Genomic DNA, 18101 nt, shown 5'->3' with positions numbered 1-18101 from the left:
CTCACGTTGAACGTCAGGAAGGACCCCTTCCTGACACCGCCGGCAAGATCAAGGGACCGATACTGGCGTTCAACGTCAGTAAGGGGCCCTTCCTGACGTCGGTCACACCTTGCCGGTGAGGTAGCGCTGGAGGGTGGGGCCGACGCTGGCGACGAGGGTGTCGATGTCGGCCGAGGCGATGGGCTCCAGCCGCATGACGTACCGGGCCAGGCCGAGGCCGGCCAGCTGGGAGCCGAACAGGCCGAGGCGCAGTTCGGGCTGGTCGACGCCGAGTTCCTTGAGCAGGGTGCCGAACACCGAGGTGATGAACTCACGCAGCATCGCCGCCGCGGACTCCTGGGTGGCGGCGCTGCGGACCAGGGTGGTGAAGGCGCCGCCGCCGCTGCCGTCCCAGACGGTGAGGAACTGGCGCACGACCCGGGCGCCGAGCTCCTCGACCGGGCCGGAGGCGAACACGACGTCACGGACGAACTCAGGAGTCACGGGCAGCTGCACGGCGGCGGCGAACAGGCCCTGCTTGCCGCCGAACCAGTGGTTGACCATCGCCGCGTCGACCTCGGCCCGCGCCGCGATGGCGCGTACCGTGGCACCGTCGAACCCCTGCTCGGTGAAGACTTCCCGGGCGGCCGCGAGCAGGGCGGCCTTGGTGTCGTCGCCGGCAGGCCGGCGACCCCGCCGCTTCGGATCGGTCACAGGCCCACCTCGCTGGCGCTCGGCGGGTCTGCGACCCAGGTCCCTGTGTTGAATGGTTCCCTCGCAAGCTCGGTCACGTGCACTCCTAATTTCAACAACCATTGAAATCTAGGGTCGTATCCGCCGCGCGTCAACCGCACGGCAGAATGACGGTCATGGTCAGTGCCTTCGGGGAGGTCAGTCCCAGCCGCGAGGAGTTCCGCGCGCTGGCGGCGCAGCGCAGGGTCATCCCGGTCGTCCGCCGCCTGCTGGCGGACGCCGAGACGCCGGTGGGGGTGTACCGCAAGCTAGCCGCCGACCGGCCGGGCACCTTCCTGCTGGAATCGGCCGAGAACGGCCGCTCCTGGTCGCGCTGGTCCTTCGTCGGCGTCCGCAGCCCGGCGGCGCTGACCGTGCTCGACGGCGAGGCGGCCTGGACCGGCACGCCGCCGGTCGGCCTGCCCAGCGGCGGCGACCCGATGCAGGCGCTGCGCGACACCATCGAGATCCTGCGCACCGACCCGCTGCCGGACCTGCCGCCGCTGACCGGCGGCATGGTCGGCTTCGTCGGCTACGACGCGGTCCGCCGCCTGGAACGGCTGCCCGAGCTGGCCGAGAACGACCTCCAGCTGCCCGAGATGGTCATGCTGCTGGCCACCGACCTGGCCGCGCTGGACCACCACTCCGGCGCCATCACGCTGATCGCCAACGCCGTCAACTGGGACGACTCCCCGGAGCGGGTGGACGCGGCGTACGACGACGCCGTGCGCCGCCTGGACCGGATGACCGAGGAGCTGTCCACCGAGGCCCCGCCGACGTCGTCGGTGCTGCGGCCGGCCGAGGTGCGCATGCGCCGCCGCCGCACGTCCGAGGAGTACGGCGCGGCCGTGGAGACGGCCAAGGAGGCCATCCGCGCGGGCGAGGCGTTCCAGGTGGTGCTGTCGCAGCGGTTCGAGATGGACACCACGGCCGACGCCCTGGACGTCTACCGGGTGCTGCGCACGACCAACCCCAGCCCGTACATGTACCTGCTGCGGCTGGAGGGCTTCGACATCGTCGGGGCCAGCCCGGAGGCGCTGGTCACGGTGCGCGAGGGCAAGGCGACCGCGCACCCGATCGCCGGCACGCGCTGGCGCGGCGTGGACGCCGACGAGGACGCGATGCTGGAGAAGGACCTGCTGTCCGACGCCAAGGAGCGGGCCGAGCACCTGATGCTGGTCGACCTGGGCCGCAACGACCTGGGCCGGGTCTGCCGGCCGGGCTCGGTGCACGTGGTCGACTTCTTCAGGGTGGAGCGGTACAGCCACGTCATGCACATCGTCTCCACCGTCACCGGCGAGCTGGACGAGGGCAAGACGGCCTTCGACGCGATGGCCGCCTGCTTTCCGGCCGGCACGCTGTCCGGCGCGCCCAAGCCGCGGGCCATGGAGCTGATCGAGGAGCTGGAGCCGACCCGGCGCGGCCTGTACGGCGGCATCGTCGGCTACCTGGACTTCGCCGGCGACGGCGACACGGCGATCGCCATCCGCACCGCCCTTGTCCGGGACGGTGTGGCCTACGTGCAGGCCGGCGCGGGCATCGTGGCCGACTCGAACCCGCAGTCCGAGGACACCGAGTGCCTGAACAAGGCCCGCGCCGTGCTGGCCGCCATCGCCACCGCGGAGACGCTGCGGCCGGCCCGCGAGTCGGTGACCGCCGATGTCTGAGCGGCGTCCACTCTGGACGGTGGTGGGCCTGCTGGCGCTGGCCGCACTGCTGCTCTGGGTGTCGTCGCTGATGACGTGGTCCTGGACGCAGCACAGCGACCCGCTGACCGGGGTCGTCACCACCAGGCTCAACGGCTCGGAGCGGGAAGCCGCGCTGGTGCCGCTGGCCCTGCTGGCGCTGGCCCTGATCGCCGGCGTGGTGGCGACCGGCGGCCTGGTGCGGCGGATCGCCGGCGGCGTGGTGTTCCTGGTCGGCGTGGGCACGGTCTGGCTGGCCTTCGACGGCGTCGACGAGATCTTCGCCCAACACCCGAGCGCCTACCCGTTCGCCACCATCTCGGCGGGTCACGGCGTGGCGGTGCTGGCCGGGCTGGCGGTGACGCTGGCCGGTGTCCTGTTGGTCCGGTCCGGGCACAAGATGCCCCGGCTCGGGGCCAAATACCAGGCTCCGGCGCAGGCCAGGCGGGTGAGCGACCCGGACCGGGAGCTCTGGCAGCAGTTGGACAGCGGCTCGGACCCCACCGCCAGTCAGTGACGGAAGCGGCACGCGGCGTGATTGTTATCGGATAGGGCCTTGACTACCAGGGTGTCCATTGGTGACCCGCCGTACGTGCCGGATCCATCGCGGGGTTAGCATCGTTTCGGCGGGAAGGGGAGTTGGCGTGACCGTGCTCGACTCGATCATCGACGGCGTCCGCGCCGATCTGGCCGTGCGTCAGGCCGAAATCCCGTTCGAGGTCATCAAGGAACGTTCGGCCGCGGCCCCGGCGCCGCGGGACGTGATGACCGCGCTGAACGCGCCCGGCATCGGCGTCATCGCCGAGGTCAAGCGGCGCAGCCCGAGCCGCGGCGAGCTGGCCCCGGTGCTCGATCCCGCCGAGCTGGCAAGGGAATACCAGGCGGCGGGCGCGCGGGTGATCAGCGTGCTGACCGAGCAGCGGCACTTCGGCGGCTCGCTGGCCGACCTGGCCGCGGTGCGGGCCGCGGTCAATGTTCCGTTGCTGTGCAAGGACTTCGTCGTCAGTCCGTACCAGGTGCACGAGGCGCGGGCGCACGGCGCCGACATGGTGCTGCTGATGGTGGCCGCGCTGGAGCAGAACGCGCTCGAGGCGTTGCTGGACCGTGTCGAGTCGCTGGGCATGGTCGCGCTGGTCGAGGTGCACAACGCCGAGGAGTGCGACCGCGCGCTGGAGGCCGGCGCCAAGGTGCTCGACGTCAACGCGCGCAACCCGCACACGCTCGAGGTGGACCGGGACATGTTCAGCCGGCTGGCCCCCGGCCTGCCGTTCGACACCTACAAGGTGGCCGAGTCCGGCGTGCGCAGCCCCGGCGACCTGATGACCTACGCCGGCGCGGGCGCGGACTCGGTGCTGGTCGGTGAAAGCCTGATCACCAGCGGCGACCCGAAGGCGGCCGTGACCCAGCTCGTCACCGCCGGCTCGCACCCGGCCTGCCCCGGCCCAGCCGGTAACCAGCACTTCTGGGGAGTCATGACCGACAAGCACGATCCGGATCAGCGGGGCTACTTCGGCGAGTACGGCGGCCGTTTCATGCCGGAGGCGCTGATCGCCGCGATGGACGAGCTCACCGCGGTGTACGAGAAGGCCCGCCTCGACCCGGAGTTCACCGGAGAGTTCGACCGCCTGCTGCGCGACTACGCGGGCCGGCCCTCGCTGCTGACCGAGGCCAAGCGGTTCGGCGAGCATGCCGGCGGCGCGAAGATCCTGCTCAAGCGCGAGGACCTCAACCACACCGGCTCGCACAAGATCAACAACGTCCTCGGCCAGGCCCTGCTCACCAAGCGCATGGGCAAGAAGCGGGTCATCGCCGAGACCGGCGCCGGCCAGCACGGCGTGGCCACGGCCACCGCCTGCGCGCTGATGGGCCTGGACTGCGTGATCTACATGGGCGAGGTCGACACCGAGCGGCAGGCCCTCAACGTGGCCCGGATGCGGCTGCTCGGCGCCGAGGTCATCCCGGTCAAGACCGGCTCCCGCACGTTGAAGGACGCCATCAACGAGGCCCTGCGGGACTGGGTGGCCAACGTCGACGACACCCACTACCTGCTCGGCACCGCGGCCGGCGGCCACCCGTTCCCGGTGATGGTGCGCAACTTCCACCGCATCATCGGCATCGAGGCCCGCCAGCAGTGCCTCGACCTGACCGGCCGGCTGCCCGACGTGGTCGCGGCCTGCGTCGGCGGCGGCTCCAACGCCATCGGCATCTTCCACGGCTTCCTCGACGACCCCGAGGTCCGGCTGGTCGGCCTGGAGCCCGGCGGGCACGGCATCGACTCCGGCGAGCACGGCGCGACCCTGACCGAGGGCACGCCCGGCATGCTGCACGGCGCCCGCTCGTACCTGCTCCAGGACGAGGACGGCCAGACGGTCGAGGCGTACTCCATCTCGGCCGGCCTGGACTACCCGGGCGTCGGCCCGGAGCACTCGTACCTCAAGGACATCGGCCGGGCCGAGTACCGGCCGGTGACCGACGCCGAGGCGATGGACGCGATGATGCTGCTGTCCCGCACCGAGGGCATCATCCCGGCCATCGAGTCCGCGCACGCGCTGGCCGGCGCGCTGGTGCTGGGCCGCGAACTCGGGCCGGACGGCGTGATCCTGGTGAACCTGTCCGGTCGCGGCGACAAGGACATGGGCACCGCCAACAAGTTCTTCAACCTCGTGCCGGAGAGTGAGTCCTGATGTCGCTGCTCGCCGAGGGACGGTCTTCGCTGATCGGCTACCTGCCGGCCGGCTTCCCCACCGTCGAGGGCTCGAAGTCGCTGCTCAAGGCCATGATCGACGGCGGCTGCGACCTGGTCGAGGTGGGCGTGCCCTACTCGGACCCGGTGATGGACGGCCCGACCATCCAGGCCGCCGCCGACCAGGCCCTGGCCAACGGCTTCCGGCTGCGGCACGTCTTCGAGGTCGTGGAGTCGGTGTCCGCGGCCGGCGGCAAGGCCGTGGTCATGAGCTACTGGAACCCGATCTACCACTACGGCGTCGACCGCTTCGCCCGTGACCTGGCCGCGGCCGGCGGCCTCGGCATCATCACGCCGGACCTGGTGCCGGACGAGGCCGCGGAGTGGATGGCGGCGTCGCAGGCCCACGCCCTCGACCGGATCTTCCTGGTCGCGCCGTCCTCGACCGAGGAGCGCATCGTGATGACCGCCGCGGCCAGCAGCGGCTTCCTGTACGCCACGTCCGTGATGGGCGTGACCGGCGCACGGGACGCCGTCGGCTCGGCCGCCCCGCAACTGGTGGCCCGGGTCCGCGCGCACACCGACCTGCCGGTCGGCGTCGGCCTCGGCGTGAAATCCGGGGCGCAGGCGGCCGAACTGGCCGGTTTCGCCGACGCGGTCATCGTCGGCTCGGCCTTCGTGACCAGGTCGGCCGAGGGTGACTCAGGCGTGGCCGCGCTGGCCAAGGAGCTGGCCGACGGCGTCCGCAACCCGGTGGTCCCCACTTTGTGACCTGATCCGGACCCGGCCGGGGCACAGCCGTCACAAGGCCTCAAGTACGGTGGGCCCCGTGCCGATTACCGTGAACCTGGCCAGCTTCCCCAGCCCGCCCCAGGGCGTGTGGCACCTCGGCCCGATCCCGATCAGGGCCTACGCGCTCTGCATCATCGCCGGCATCATCGTGGCGATCGTGTGGGGCGAGAAGCGCTTCCAGGCCCGCGGCGGCCAGAAGGGCTTCATCACCGACCTCGCGGTCTGGGCCGTGCCGTTCGGCCTGGTCGGCGGCCGGCTGTACCACCTGGCCACCGACTGGCGGACCTACTTCGGCCCCGGCGGCAACCCGATCGCGGCGCTGTACGTCTGGAACGGCGGCCTCGGCATCTGGGGGGCCATCGCGCTGGGCGGCGTCGGCGCGTTGATCGGCGCGCGGCGGCGTGGCATCCCGCTGCCGGCGGTGGCCGACGCCATCGCGCCCGGCATCGTGCTGGCCCAGGCCATCGGCCGTATCGGCAACTACTTCAACCAGGAGCTCTACGGCCGGGCCACCGACGTGCCGTGGGCGCTGGAGATCTACAACCGGGTCGACCCGGCCACCGGCGTCCCCGACCTGATCAACGGCGTGGCCCAGGGCCCGCCGACCGAGCTGGTGCACCCGACCTTCCTGTACGAGCTGCTGTGGAACGTCGGGGTCGCGCTGGTCGTGGTGTGGGCCGACCGGAAGTTCAAGCTGGGCCACGGCCGGGCGTTCGCGCTGTACGTCGCGGCCTACACGGCGGGCCGGTTCTGGATCGAGCTCATGCGCAACGACGAGGCGACGCACGTGTTCGGCGTCCGCATCAACGTTTTCGTCGCGGGCATCGTGTTCATCGGCGCGGTCGTGTACATGATCGTGGCGCGCAACCGGGGGCCGCGTGAGGACCTGGTCGCCATTCGCGAGGCGCACGAGGCCGGTCTGAGTGCCGCGGCCGGGGACGCCGCCGAAGATGGCGACGAGCCTTCGGAGAAGGCTGTCGACGAGGACGCCGTCGAGGAGCCCGAGGGCGACAAGGTCGAGGAGCCGGCCAAGGCCGAGGACTCGTCGGAGCCGGCCTCGGAGTCGGACGAGACCCGCGTCGAAGAGGCCGCCGAGCGCAAGAGCTGATTGCGCCTACCATCGCTGTCCATGCGGATCCTCGTCGTCGAGGACGATGACCGGGTGGCGCGGGGCCTGGTGACGGCGCTGCGCCACGCCGGCTACGACGTCCACCGGGTGGGCACGGTGGCCGACGCGCTGAGCTCGCCGCCGGCCGATGTCGTGCTGCTCGACATGGGTCTGCCGGACGGGGACGGCATCGAGGTGCTGCGCCGGCTGCGGCGCGATGCCGGCACGGCCGTGATCGCCGTGACCGCCCGCGGCGAGGAACGCGACCGGGTGCTGGGCCTGCGCACCGGGGCCGACGACTACGTGGTGAAGCCGTTCGGCACGGCTGAGCTGCTGGCCCGTATCGAGGCCGTGCTGCGGCGGACGCGGTCGGCCCGAGGCGAGGTCGTGGACGCCGAGCTGGTCGAGGTCGGACCGTTGCGACTGGACAGTGCCACCCGGGCGGTCACGGTCGAGGGTCGCGAATTGGCGTTGACCCGCAAGGAGTTCGACCTGCTCGCCCTGCTGGCCGCGCGGCCGGGCCAGGTGGTCAGCCGGGACCTGATCATGGACCAGGTCTGGCAGGCGTCGTGGGAGGCGCCGACCCGGACGTTGGACACGCACGTCGCGGCGCTGCGCGGCAAGCTCGGCGGGCGGGTGCGGATCGAGACCGTGCGGGGCGTCGGCTACCGCCTGGTGGGCTGATGCTGCGCCGGCTGCTGTTGGTGCTCATCCCGCTGCTGTTGCTGCTGGGCGCGGCATTGGGCCTGCCGCTGGGCAACGCCGTGGCCGAGCGCGAGACGCAGACGACGTACCTGGACCGGCTGGCCGACGTGAGCCGGTTCGCCACGCTGGCCGAGACGGCGCTGACCTCGGGGCGGACCGAGGCGTTGCAGGACGAGCTGAGCCGCTACGACCAGCTGTACGGCATTCCGGTGGCGTTGGTGCAGCCCGGCGGCAAGGTGCTGTTCGCGTCCCGGCAGCGGCCCGATCTCACCGACCCGGCCGTGGCCGCCGGGCTGACCGCCGCCTTCTCCGGCTACCGTCCCAGCCCGCCTGACGCCGTGATGCCGTGGGAGCCGGCGCCGCTGGTCGTGGTGGAGCCGGTGGGCCGGGACAGCGAGGTCGTGGCGGCGGTGGTGGCCGTGTCGCCGACCGACCGGCTGCGGTCCGACATCCTGTCCCAGTGGGGATGGCGGGCCCTGCTGGGTGTGCTGCCGCTGCTGGCCGTGATCGCCGCGGCGTGGCCGGTGTCGCGCTGGATCCTGCGGCCGATCCGGCGGCTGGACGAGGCCACCGCCGCCATCGCCGGCGGCCTCGTCGACACCCATGTGGACGACGTGAGCGGGCCGCCCGAGCTGCGGCGGCTCAGCAATTCCTTCAACACCATGGTGGACGTGGTCAACACGGCCATGCGCCGGCAGCGCGACTTCGTCGCCGACGCCTCCCACCAGCTGCGCAATCCGTTGGCCAGCCTGCGATTGGCCGTCGACAACCTGGAGCCGCACCTGCCCGGCGAGGAGTTCGCCCGTGAGGCGCACCAGATCGCCGTCGAGGAGGCCCAGGAGATGGGCAACGTGCTCGACGCGCTGCTGGCCGCGACCCGGCTGGACGCCGCCGCCGAGACCGTCGACCTCGCGCTGCTGGTGTCCGTGCACCTGCCCAAGTGGCAGCACCTCGGCCTGGCCGTGGAGACCGATGTGCCTGCGGGGCAACGGGTTCCGGTCTCCTACGGCAGCGTGCTGGACGAGCTCGTGGCCAACGCCGCCCGGCTGTCCGGCGGCACCACCGTTCGAGTGTTCTTCGTGGACGGTGAGCTGCACGTCGCCGACAACGGCGTCGGCCTGAGCGCGGACGACCGAATCCAGGCCCTGAACCGGTTCTGGCGTTCCCCGCAGCACCAGAACGTCAGCGGCACCGGGCTCGGCCTGGCCATCTGCGCCGACCTCGTGGCCGCCGCCGGCGGCACCCTCCGCCTCGACGACGCCAACCCCGGCCTCGACGTCGTGATAACCCCGCGAGTCCCGCTTAGCGGCACACCGAAATACGGTTTCAGGCAGTTCTGCCTGAAACCGTATTTCGGTGTGTCTGAGAGCGGGACTCGCGGGGGTGGGGGTTAGTAGTCCGAGACGCAGGTGCTGGCGATGTAGCCCCAGCCGATGCGGCTGCCCCGGTACACGGGGATCCAGCCGTTGGCGTTGCTGTGCCCGCAGGCGGTGTAGCGGCCGCCGGCCCGTACGGGGCTGCAGAACAGCACGTCGCCGCCGTGGACCGCGGCGCCCTGGGCGGCGTAGTTGGTGCCGGGCCCGGTCCGTACGGTGAGCGTGGTGGTCGTGACGATGACGTCGCCGGAGCCCGAGGACGGGCAGGTGGCCGGCGTCGACGCCGGGGCGGCGGGTGCAGCCTCGGCGACGGCCCCGCCACCGATCGAGATGAGCGCGGCGGCCGCGCCGACGGCGAGTGCGGCGATGGACGGTCTCATGTGTTCCCCTCCCGTGGATACCGACGGGGCAAATGTGCGACGGATGGAGAACCGGCCGGGGAATCCGACCGAATCCGAACGCCGGCGACCGCGACTGGTTAGCGTGGGGCCATGGCCGACCAGCCGCCCGATCCGGGACGGGCCCGCGCGCTCGACGACCTCGTCATCGCGTTGCGGCAGTTGAAGCTCTGGGCCGGCGATCTCTCGTACGAGCGCATCACGGCCCGGGTCAACGCGGCCTGGCGCGAGGCCGGCCGTCCCGACACCGAGCAGGCCGGCAAGACCACGGTGGTGGACTGCTTCCGCACCGGCCGGCGGCGGTTGAACACCGATCTGGTGCTGGCCGTCGTGCAGGCGCTCAACCCGGACGTCGGCTATGTCGCGCAGTGGCGGCAGGCGCTGCGGGTCGTCGGCGGCGAGGCCCGGGCGGCGGCGCAGGTCCGCGTGCACGGCGAACTGCCGCCGGATCCGCCCGGATTTGTCGGCCGCGAAGCGGAAATCGCGGTGCTGCGGGAAAGCCGGCTGGCCGTGATCGAGGGCATGGCCGGCGTCGGCAAGACGGAGCTGGCCGTGCACGTCGGGCATCTGCTGGCCCGCGACCAGGTCCTGTTCGTCGACCTGCGCGGTTTCGACCCGGAGCAGCCGCCGGCCGATCCGGGGGCCGTGCTGGACGGCTTCCTGCGGCTGCTGGGCGTGCCCGGCCACAAGATCGGCGCCGACCTCGACGCCCGGGTGGCCGAGTACCGGTCCCGGCTCACGGAAGCGTTGGTGATCCTGGACAACGCGGCCGACGAGTCGCAGATCGAGCCGTTGTTGCCCGGTGATGCGGGCCTGGCCCTGGTCACGAGTCGTCGCCGCCTGGCCGGGCTGCGCCGCGTGACCATCGACCTGTTCACGCCGCCGGAGTCGTTGGCGTTCCTCGGTCACGCGCTGCCCGACCTCGACCCGGATCCGGCGGCCATGACCCGGATCGCCCGGCGCTGCGGCCATCTGCCGCTGGCCCTCGACCTCGTCGCCGGGCACATCCGCGCCACGCCGGGCTGGACGTTGGCCGACCACGCCGACCGGCTCGACGAACGCCACCGCGACCATCGCCTGGACAGTGGCGTGGAACTGGCCCTCGACCTGTCCTACCGAAGTCTGCCCGCGCCGCGCCGGCGCCTGTTGCGGCTGGCCGCGCTGCATCCCGGGCCGGAGTTCGAGCCGCACGCCGTTGCCGCGCTGGCCGACACCGACCCGGCGGTTATCCAAACGGAGCTGGATCTCCTGCACCACGACCATCTCGTGCAGCGGGACGCCGCCGGCCGCTACACGTGCCACGACCTGGTCCGGGCTTATGCCGTGGCCCGGGCGGCCGACGAGGACCCGCCCGCCGAGCGCCAGGCCGCGCTGACCCGTCTGTTCGACCACTACCTCGGCGCGGCCGCCCTCGCGGCGGCGACGCTGTACCCGGCCGACGCGCACCGCCAGCCCGAGGTTCCCGCACTGTCCACAGTGGGCGATGCCCTCGCGTGGTTGGACGCCGAGCGGCCCAACCTGGTCGCGGTCGCCTCGTACGCCGCCGACCACGGCTGGCCCAGCCACACGATTCGGTTGTCCAGCATCCTGTTCCGCTACCTCTCGACCGGCTACTTCGCCGATGCGCTGATCGTCCACGGCCGGGCCCACGACGCCGCCGGCCGCGGCGGCGACCCGGCCGTGCAGGCCCGGGCGGCGACCGAGCTGGCGGCAACGCATCTCCAGCTGAGCAACCTGGAGCAGGCCGTCGACCGGCTCGAACAGGCTCTTTCCCTGTTCTGGCAGACGGGCGACCGGGCCGGCCAGGCCCGGGCGCTGACCAATCTCGGCGTGGCCGACACCCGACTGTGCCGCTACAAACTGGCCGCCGAGCACTACGGCCAGGCGGCCGCGTTGTGCCGGCAGGCCGGCGACGAGATGGGCGAGGCCAGGGTGCTGATCAACCTCGGCGGCGTCGAGGAGCGGCTCGGCCAGTACGAGGCGGCGGCCGACCACCTGAGGCAGGCTTTGGCCGTGTGCCGGCGGTTCGGCGACCGTGACGACGAGGCCTGGGCGCTGAGCGGTCTCGCCTCGGTCGAGGTGTGCACGGGCCACAGCGCGGATGCCCGGCGTCACTTCGACCAGGCCCTGGCCATCCACCGCGAACTGGGCGATCGCGACGGCGAGGCATGGACGGTCGAGGGCCTCGGCACTCTGCACAACGCACTCGGGGAACCGGAGCTCGCCGCCGAGAAGTACCGGCAGGCCTTGGAAATCTTCCGTGAGATCGAGGACCGGGACGGCGAGGCCTACGCCCTCAACGGCCTCGGCGAGACGGCCGATGCCGTCCACCACAGCGAGGCCCTGGCCGTCGCGACGCAGATCGGGGCCCTCGACCAGCAGGCTCGCGCGCATGCGGGCCTCGGCCGGGCCCTGGACTCACGTGAGCATCTGGAACAGGCCCTCACGTTGTACACAGACCTGGACTCCCCGGCCGCCGACACCGTCCGCCGGCTGCTCTAGAGAACGGCCAGCAGGCGGGCATAGGTGCCGTCGATGTCGGTCGTGGGCACGATCCGGGCCTGTGGACGGGTCTCGGCCAGCGCCAGCAGCCGGTCGTACATTGTGGACAATTCCAGCGGGTCGACGGCCTTGCTGGTATCGTCGCGCTCTTGGAACCGCCGCCGCGTATTCTCCTTGCTGTCCAACAGAATCGCCTCGACGAAGCGCACGCCCACGTCGACGGCCAGCGCCGCCAGCCGGTCGATGAACTCGGGCCGGCCGAGGAACTGCGGCACGACGACGTCGTGCCCGGCCAGCAGATGCGTGCGGGCCATCGCCACCGCCAGGTCCCGGGCCGCCAGCCCGGCCGACGTGAGATCGTCCTGCCACCGACCGAGTTGGGCTCGCAGCACGTCGATGTCGAGGTTCAAAGCCAGCGGGTGGTCATCGACGTAACGAGCGGCCACAGTGGACTTTCCGACCCCGGGCGGACCGTTGAGCAGCAACAGCATTCAGCGCTTCACATCCCGGAACCAGCCGGCCGCGCCCGGGTGCAGCGGCACGATGCCGGTGGCGATCCCGGTACGGACGTTGATGTGGCTGGCCTCGGGATGCCCCTTGGTGATGGCCGAGACCTCGGTGAACACGGTCTCGGTGACGATGCGCACGACGTCGTCGGGCAGGTCGTTGCGGGTCAACAGCAGATTGGGCACGGCCACCGTCTCGCACGGCGGCACGTTCACGTACGTCGTGGTCGGAATGGTCGCCGGCACGTACGGCCCGGGGTAGTGGGTGGCCAGCAGCGCGGCCTCGGCCTTCAGCGTCACCAGCCGGATGGACCGCTTGCCGGCCAGGTCGGTGATGGCCGGCGTGGGAATCCCGGTCAGCGTGAGCATCGCGTCCAGGGACCGGTCGGCCAGCGCCTTGGCCCCGTCGGACTGGCTCATCTGCCGGCCGACCGGCTTGACGCCGGTCAACTCCAGCAGCCGGTCGGAGGTGAAGCCGGTGCTGGAACCGGGCGCGCCCAGCGACACCGTGCGGCCGTCGATGTCGGCGAACGAGTTGATCGGCGAGTCGGCCAGCACCACCAGGTGCAGGAAGCTGTCGTAGACCCGGCCGATGGCGCTGATCCCGGGCGGGGCCTGGCCGGTGCTCTCCACGGCGTCGATGGAGGCCAGCCCGAGCTGCCCGCCGCCCTCGGCCAGCAGCCGCAGGTTGTCGACCGACGACCCGGTCTCGCGGGCGGTGATCATCGTGTCCGGCAGGTGCGGTTTCAGTGCGGTCACCAGCGACGCGCCGAGCTCGCGGAACACCGCGCCGGGCGGGCCGGTCAGCATCACGAGCTTGGCCAATTGGGGCGCCTGCGGGCCGGAGCAGGCCGCCGCGGCGCCGACGCCGAGGGCGGCCAGCAGGAACGCTCGCCGGTCCAGCATGGCAGGAAGGGTAGCCGTCAACGTCAGGTGAACCCAAAGTTTCGCCTTGCAACCTTGAAGCACGGTAAGTGTGTGCCAAGTATCACTGCAATTCCCACTGACGGGTGAAGGAGTAGGGCATGTCGACGGCGACCGCCGCCCGTAGACCGTGGTTCCGGCAGCTGTATTTCTGGGTGATCGCGGCCATCGTGCTGGGCATCATCTTCGGGCTCGTCTTCCCGCACCAGGCCGCCGGCTCGAAATGGCTGGCCGACCTGTTCGTGAACCTGATCAGGATGGTCACCGCGCCGATCATCTTCCTGACCGTGGTGGTCGGCATCTCCAGCCTGGGCAACCTGGCCAAGGCCGGCGGGCTGGCGCTGCGCGCGATCGCGTACTTCATCGTGATGACCCTGGTCGCGCTGGTCATCGGCCTGGTCGTGGTGAACCTGCTACAGCCGGGCCACGGCCTGAACCTGCACGTCGACCCGAAGGCCGCCGACAGCACCCTCAAGCAGGCCGGCGCGGCCAGCGAGGGGGTCACCGAGTTCATCCTCTCCCTGGTGCCGAGCTCGCTGGTCGGCGCGTTCACCCAGCCCCAGCTGATCCAGGTGCTGGTGGTCGCGGTGTTCGTCGCGATCGGCATCTCCGGACTCGGCGAGCGCGGCAAGCCGATCCTGCGGGCGCTGGAGTCGTTGCAGGCCCTCATGTTCAGCGTGATCAAGGCGGTCATGTGGGTCGCCCCGATCGGCGCGTTCGGCGGCATCGCCTACACGGTCGGCGCGTTCGGCAGCAAGATCCTGGGCAGCCTGGCCTTCCTGATGGTCTCGTTCTACCTGACCTGCATCCTGTTCATCGTGGTGGTGCTGGGCCTGATCGCCCGCTGGGTCGGCTTCAACGTCTTCAAGTTCCTGCGCTACATCAAGGACGAGCTGCTGATCGTGCTGGGCACCTCGTCCAGCGAGACGGTGCTGCCGCGGCTGATGACCAAGCTGGAGGCGGCCGGCGCGAGCCGCTCGGTGGTCGGCCTGACCGTGCCGACCGGCTACTCGTTCAACCTGGACGGCACCTGCATCTACCTGACCATGGGCGCGCTGTTCATCGCCCAGGCCACCGGCCACGACATCGGCATCGGCACCCAGATCGGGCTGCTGCTGTTCATGCTGATCTCCAGCAAGGGCGCGGCCGGCGTCACCGGCGCCGGTCTGGTCACGCTGGCCGCCTCGCTGAGCGCGTTCGGCAGTGTCATCCCGGTCGTGGGCATCGCGCTCATCGTCGGCATCGACCGGTTCATGTCCGAGGCCCGCGCGCTGACCAACGTGATCGGCAGCGGCGTCGGCAGCCTGGTCATCGCCCGCTGGCAGGGCGAGCTGGACCGGGACCGGCTCAAGCAGGTGTTGGACAACCCGACCTCGGTCGACGTCGAGCGCGCCGCCGAGGAGCTGGCCGGAACACCGTAGGACCCGCGCCGTCGCGGCCGAACCCCCGACTTCGGCCGCGGCGGGGCGTTGCCGGGAGGGTCACAGGCAGGGCCCTTTCGGTGGCGTGGGTCGTGACGTCCCGAGGTCGCGACCCACGCCTTCCACACCTGGGTCGGCGTGCCGGTGGTCCCTCCTGCCGACGGCACGCCGACCTTTCCTGTTTGCGCGGTATCCGGTCCGTACGGGTACATCCGCCGCGTCGGGTGGTCTCCGGACGGGACCCCTGTCCCCGTCCGGGGCCATTCTTCGCGTCATGCGAAGGCTCTACGTCTGGGTGTTGACCGCCATCGCGCTGGGGGCCGTGTTCGGGTTGGCGTTCCCGAAGCAGGCCGCCGGCTCGAAGTGGCTGGCGGATCTCTTCCTCGACCTGGTCAAGGTGGTCACCGCGCCGACCATCTTCCTGACCGTCGTCGTCGGCATCGCCAGGCTGGGCAGCCTGGCTCGAGCCGGCGGCCTCGCGGCGCGGGCCATGGGCTATTTCCTGGCCATGACGGCGATTGCGTTGCTGCTGGGCCTGGTCGTCGGCAACGTGCTGCGGCCGGGCGACGGGCTGAACATCGCGGCCGATCCCACGTTGGCGCAGGCCACCATCAAGTCGGCCGAGGCGACCAGCACCAGCATCACCGACTTCGTCCTCAGCCTGGTGCCGACCTCGTTCGTCGGCGCGTTCACCGGCAGCCAGCCGATCCAGGTGCTGGTGATCGCCGTGCTGGTGGCCATCGCCCTGAGCGGGCTCGGCCCGCGGGCCACGCCGATCGTGCGGGGCCTGGAGTTGTTGGCACAGCTCATGTTCCAGCTGATCAAGGCGATCATGTACGTGGCCCCGGTCGGCGCGTTCGGCGGCATCGCCTACACGGTCGGGGCGTTCGGTGGCCGCGTGCTCGGAAATCTAGCGTTGCTAGTGGTGACGTTCTGGGTCACGTGCATCGTGTTCGTCGTGGTCATCCTGGGGCTGGTGGCCCGGCTGGCCGGCTTCAACGTCTTCAAGGTGATCCGGTACCTGTCCGACGAGATCCTGGTCGTGGTCGGCACGTCGTCCAGCGAGACCGTGCTGCCGCGGCTGATGACCAAGCTGGAGAACGCCGGCGTGAGCCGGTCGGTGGTGGGAATGGTGGTGCCGGCCGGGTATTCGTTCAACATGGACGGCATCTGCGTCTACCTCACGCTCGGCTCGCTGTTCATCGCGCAGGCCACCGGGCACACGGTCAGCCTGCCGACGCAACTGGGCCTGGTGGCGTTCATGCTGGTCTCCAGCAAGGGTGCGGCCGGCGTCACCGGGGCCGGCCTGATCACGCTGACCGCGTCCTTGCAGGCGTTCGACAACCCGGCGATTCCCGTTGTGGGCATTGCCCTTCTGGTCGGCATCGACCGGTTCATGTCCGAGGCGCGGTCGACCATCAACGTGATCAGCAACGGCGTGGCCACCCTGGTGATCGCCCGCTGGCAGGGGGAGCTGGACCGCGATCGGCTGCGGGAGGTGCTGGCTCACCGCCGGGTCGGCGCGACCACCAGGCTGCCGTCGGGGCCGGTCAGCACGGTGACCGACGCGGCGTAGTGCCGGGAGAGGCGGTCGGCGGTCAGCACCTCGGCCGGCGTGCCGACCGCCGCCACGTCACCGCCGTCCAGCAGCAGCACGCGATCCGGGTACTGGGCGGCCAGCGTGAGGTCGTGCAGGGTGCTGACGACCGTGGTGCCGTCGGCCTTGCGCAGCTGGTCGACCAGTTCCAGCAGCGCCTGGGCGTGGCCGATGTCCAAGCCGGTCGTCGGCTCGTCCAGCAGCAGCACGCCGGCCTGCTGGGCCAGCACCCGGGCCAGCACCGCCCGCTGCCGCTCGCCGCCGGACAGTGTCCTCAGTGGACGGTCAGCCAGTTTTCCCAGATCCAGTCTGGCCAGCACACCGGAGACCAGGTCCAGATCGGACCGGCTCTCGCGGCCCAGCGGTCCGAGATGCGGCGTCCGGCCCAGCAGCACGTAGTCCGTGACGGTCAGGCCCTCGGGCAGCGACGGCGTCTGCGGGGCGTAGCCGATCAGCCGGGCCCGCTCACGATGTCCAAGCGCCGCAACGGAACGGCCGTCAACCGACACGTCACCGGTGGACGGGACCAGGCCGGCGATCGACTTCAGCAGGGTCGACTTGCCGGCCCCGTTCGGGCCGATGACCGCCAGCCAGCTGCCGGCCGGCACGTGCGCGCTCACGTCCCGCACCACGGTCCGGCCCCGATAGCCGGCGGTCACGGCGGCCAGCCGCAGCGCGGTCACGACTGTCTCCTTCGGAGCACGAGAACGAAGAACGGCGCGCCGGTAAACGCGGTCACCACGCCGATCGGCAATTCCGCCGGGGCCAGCGCGGTGCGGGCGACGATGTCGGCGAGGATGAGGAAAATGGCGCCGCCGGCCAGCGACATTGGAACGACAACGCGGTAACTGGCCCCGAACAGCAACCGAATCACGTGCGGCACAACGATTCCCACGAATCCGATCAAGCCGCTCACCGAAACCGCGGCGGCGGTGGCCAGCGACGCCGCGCCCAGCACGATCAGTCGCACCACACCCGGCCGCACGCCCAGCGACGACGCTTCCTCGTCGCCCAGCGTCAGCACGTCCAGCAGGCCCGAACAGGTGCACAGCACGGTCAGGGCAACCGCCAGATAGGGCAAGGCGGACAGCACCTGGCTCCAGCCCCCGGTGGACAGTCCACCCAGGATCCAGCCGTAGACCTGTTGCAGCGTAAGGGTGTTCAACTGCTGCACGAAGGTCTGCACGGCGGTCAGGAATGACGCCACGGCAACTCCGGCCAGCAGCAGGGTGGCCGTGCCGGCGCCGGCCGAGCGGCCGAGTCCCCAGGTCAGGGCCACGCCGCCGAGCGCGCCGACGAACGCCGCCGCCGGCAGGAAGGCCACGCCGGCCCCGGGCGCGAGCACGACGACGATCGTCACGACCATGCCCGCGCCGGCGGCCGCGCCGAGCAGGTAGGGGTCGGCCAGCGGGTTGCGGAACACGCCCTGGAACGTCGCGCCCGAGCAGGCCAGCGCCGCCCCGACCAGGCCGGCGAGCACCACCCTCGGCATCCGCAGCTGCCACAGGATGGCCGACTCCTGCTCGCTCAGCGGCGAGACGCCGCCGGTCAGCTGGGCCCAGACCTCGGCCAGCACCCGCTGCCAGCCGAGGTCGATCGCGCCCAGCAGCACCGCGCCGACCGCCACCGCGACCAGCACGACCAGCGTGATGAGGAGATGCCACCAGGCCAGCCGGGTCGGCCTGGCCATGAT

The 18101-nt window shown here is 71.3% G+C and carries 16 protein-coding genes and 1 pseudogene; 11 read left to right on the top strand and 6 right to left on the bottom strand.

What is annotated here, in order from left to right:
• Positions 1-102: 102 nt before the first annotated feature.
• Positions 103-693 (bottom strand): TetR/AcrR family transcriptional regulator, encoded by a 591-nt coding sequence (locus M3Q35_RS24955; protein ID WP_273934932.1) that lies wholly within the window; start codon positions 691-693, stop codon positions 103-105.
• A gap of 155 nt (positions 694-848) precedes the next feature.
• Between M3Q35_RS24955 and M3Q35_RS24950 the strand changes: the two genes are divergently transcribed.
• The 8 genes and pseudogenes from M3Q35_RS24950 to M3Q35_RS24915 all read left to right on the top strand — a co-directional run bounded on the left by M3Q35_RS24950 (position 849) and on the right by M3Q35_RS24915 (position 9078).
• Entirely contained in the window at positions 849-2378 is a 1530-nt protein-coding gene (locus M3Q35_RS24950; protein WP_273934930.1) for an anthranilate synthase component I, read from the top strand.
• A complete protein-coding gene (locus M3Q35_RS24945; protein WP_273934928.1) occupies positions 2371-2913 on the top strand; it encodes a Trp biosynthesis-associated membrane protein in 543 nt (180 codons plus the stop codon). Before M3Q35_RS24950 ends, M3Q35_RS24945 begins: the two co-directional genes overlap by 8 nt.
• 127 nt (positions 2914-3040) lie before the next feature.
• Positions 3041-3844: pseudogene (gene trpC / locus M3Q35_RS24940) on the top strand (indole-3-glycerol phosphate synthase TrpC); the annotation flags it as partial.
• Between the two features lie 24 nt (positions 3845-3868).
• On the top strand, positions 3869-5080 hold the full coding sequence (gene trpB, locus M3Q35_RS24935) for a tryptophan synthase subunit beta (protein WP_273944453.1): 1212 nt from the start codon (positions 3869-3871) through the stop codon (positions 5078-5080).
• The gene (gene trpA, locus M3Q35_RS24930) at positions 5080-5850 is read left to right on the top strand and encodes a tryptophan synthase subunit alpha (RefSeq protein ID WP_273934925.1); all 771 of its coding nucleotides are present in this window, start codon (positions 5080-5082) and stop codon (positions 5848-5850) included. Before trpB ends, trpA begins: the two co-directional genes overlap by 1 nt.
• Positions 5851-5914: 64 nt before the next feature.
• Positions 5915-6979 carry a prolipoprotein diacylglyceryl transferase gene (gene lgt / locus M3Q35_RS24925; RefSeq protein ID WP_273944452.1) on the top strand — a complete coding sequence of 355 codons (1065 nt, stop codon included), beginning with the start codon at positions 5915-5917 and terminating at the stop codon, positions 6977-6979.
• Between the two features lie 21 nt (positions 6980-7000).
• Entirely contained in the window at positions 7001-7663 is a 663-nt protein-coding gene (locus tag M3Q35_RS24920) for a response regulator transcription factor (RefSeq protein ID WP_273934923.1), read from the top strand.
• Positions 7663-9078: a sensor histidine kinase gene (locus tag M3Q35_RS24915; protein ID WP_273934921.1), complete on the top strand. Its 1416-nt coding sequence runs from the start codon at positions 7663-7665 to the stop codon at positions 9076-9078. Before M3Q35_RS24920 ends, M3Q35_RS24915 begins: the two co-directional genes overlap by 1 nt.
• Here M3Q35_RS24915 and M3Q35_RS24910 read toward each other — a convergent pair.
• On the bottom strand, positions 9075-9440 hold the full coding sequence (locus tag M3Q35_RS24910) for a hypothetical protein (RefSeq protein WP_273934920.1): 366 nt from the start codon (positions 9438-9440) through the stop codon (positions 9075-9077). The genes M3Q35_RS24915 and M3Q35_RS24910 overlap by 4 nt on opposite strands.
• A 111-nt stretch (positions 9441-9551) precedes the next feature.
• On the opposite strand from M3Q35_RS24910, the gene M3Q35_RS24905 reads away from it, so the two are divergent.
• Complete coding sequence (locus M3Q35_RS24905) at positions 9552-11960, top strand: tetratricopeptide repeat protein (RefSeq protein ID WP_273934919.1); 2409 nt, start codon at positions 9552-9554, stop codon at positions 11958-11960.
• Here the strand turns inward: M3Q35_RS24905 and M3Q35_RS24900 are convergent.
• Together M3Q35_RS24900 and M3Q35_RS24895 are read right to left on the bottom strand one after the other, a co-directional pair.
• The gene (locus M3Q35_RS24900; RefSeq protein ID WP_273934917.1) at positions 11957-12451 is read right to left on the bottom strand and encodes an AAA family ATPase; all 495 of its coding nucleotides are present in this window, start codon (positions 12449-12451) and stop codon (positions 11957-11959) included. The genes M3Q35_RS24905 and M3Q35_RS24900 overlap by 4 nt on opposite strands.
• Complete coding sequence (locus M3Q35_RS24895; protein WP_273934916.1) at positions 12452-13372, bottom strand: TAXI family TRAP transporter solute-binding subunit; 921 nt, start codon at positions 13370-13372, stop codon at positions 12452-12454.
• Between the two features lie 119 nt (positions 13373-13491).
• Here M3Q35_RS24895 and dctA point away from each other — a divergent pair, with 119 nt between their 5' ends.
• Both dctA and M3Q35_RS24885 read left to right on the top strand, forming a co-directional pair.
• Positions 13492-14811: a C4-dicarboxylate transporter DctA gene (dctA, locus tag M3Q35_RS24890; RefSeq protein WP_379794303.1), complete on the top strand. Its 1320-nt coding sequence runs from the start codon at positions 13492-13494 to the stop codon at positions 14809-14811.
• 274 nt (positions 14812-15085) lie between these two features.
• Complete coding sequence (locus M3Q35_RS24885) at positions 15086-16387, top strand: cation:dicarboxylate symporter family transporter (protein WP_273934913.1); 1302 nt, start codon at positions 15086-15088, stop codon at positions 16385-16387.
• Here M3Q35_RS24885 and M3Q35_RS24880 read toward each other — a convergent pair.
• Together M3Q35_RS24880 and M3Q35_RS24875 are read right to left on the bottom strand one after the other, a co-directional pair.
• Positions 16318-17091 (bottom strand): ABC transporter ATP-binding protein, encoded by a 774-nt coding sequence (locus M3Q35_RS24880; RefSeq protein ID WP_273934911.1) that lies wholly within the window; start codon positions 17089-17091, stop codon positions 16318-16320. The genes M3Q35_RS24885 and M3Q35_RS24880 overlap by 70 nt on opposite strands.
• On the bottom strand, positions 17088-18098 hold the full coding sequence (locus tag M3Q35_RS24875; protein ID WP_273934909.1) for a FecCD family ABC transporter permease: 1011 nt from the start codon (positions 18096-18098) through the stop codon (positions 17088-17090). The genes M3Q35_RS24880 and M3Q35_RS24875 overlap by 4 nt, the downstream gene beginning before the upstream one ends.
• Positions 18099-18101: the final 3 nt, after the last annotated feature.

Origin of the sequence: Kutzneria chonburiensis (assembly GCF_028622115.1) — a bacterium.
GTDB lineage: Bacteria > Actinomycetota > Actinomycetes > Mycobacteriales > Pseudonocardiaceae > Kutzneria > Kutzneria chonburiensis.
This window is presented reverse-complemented; position numbering and strand designations above follow the sequence as displayed.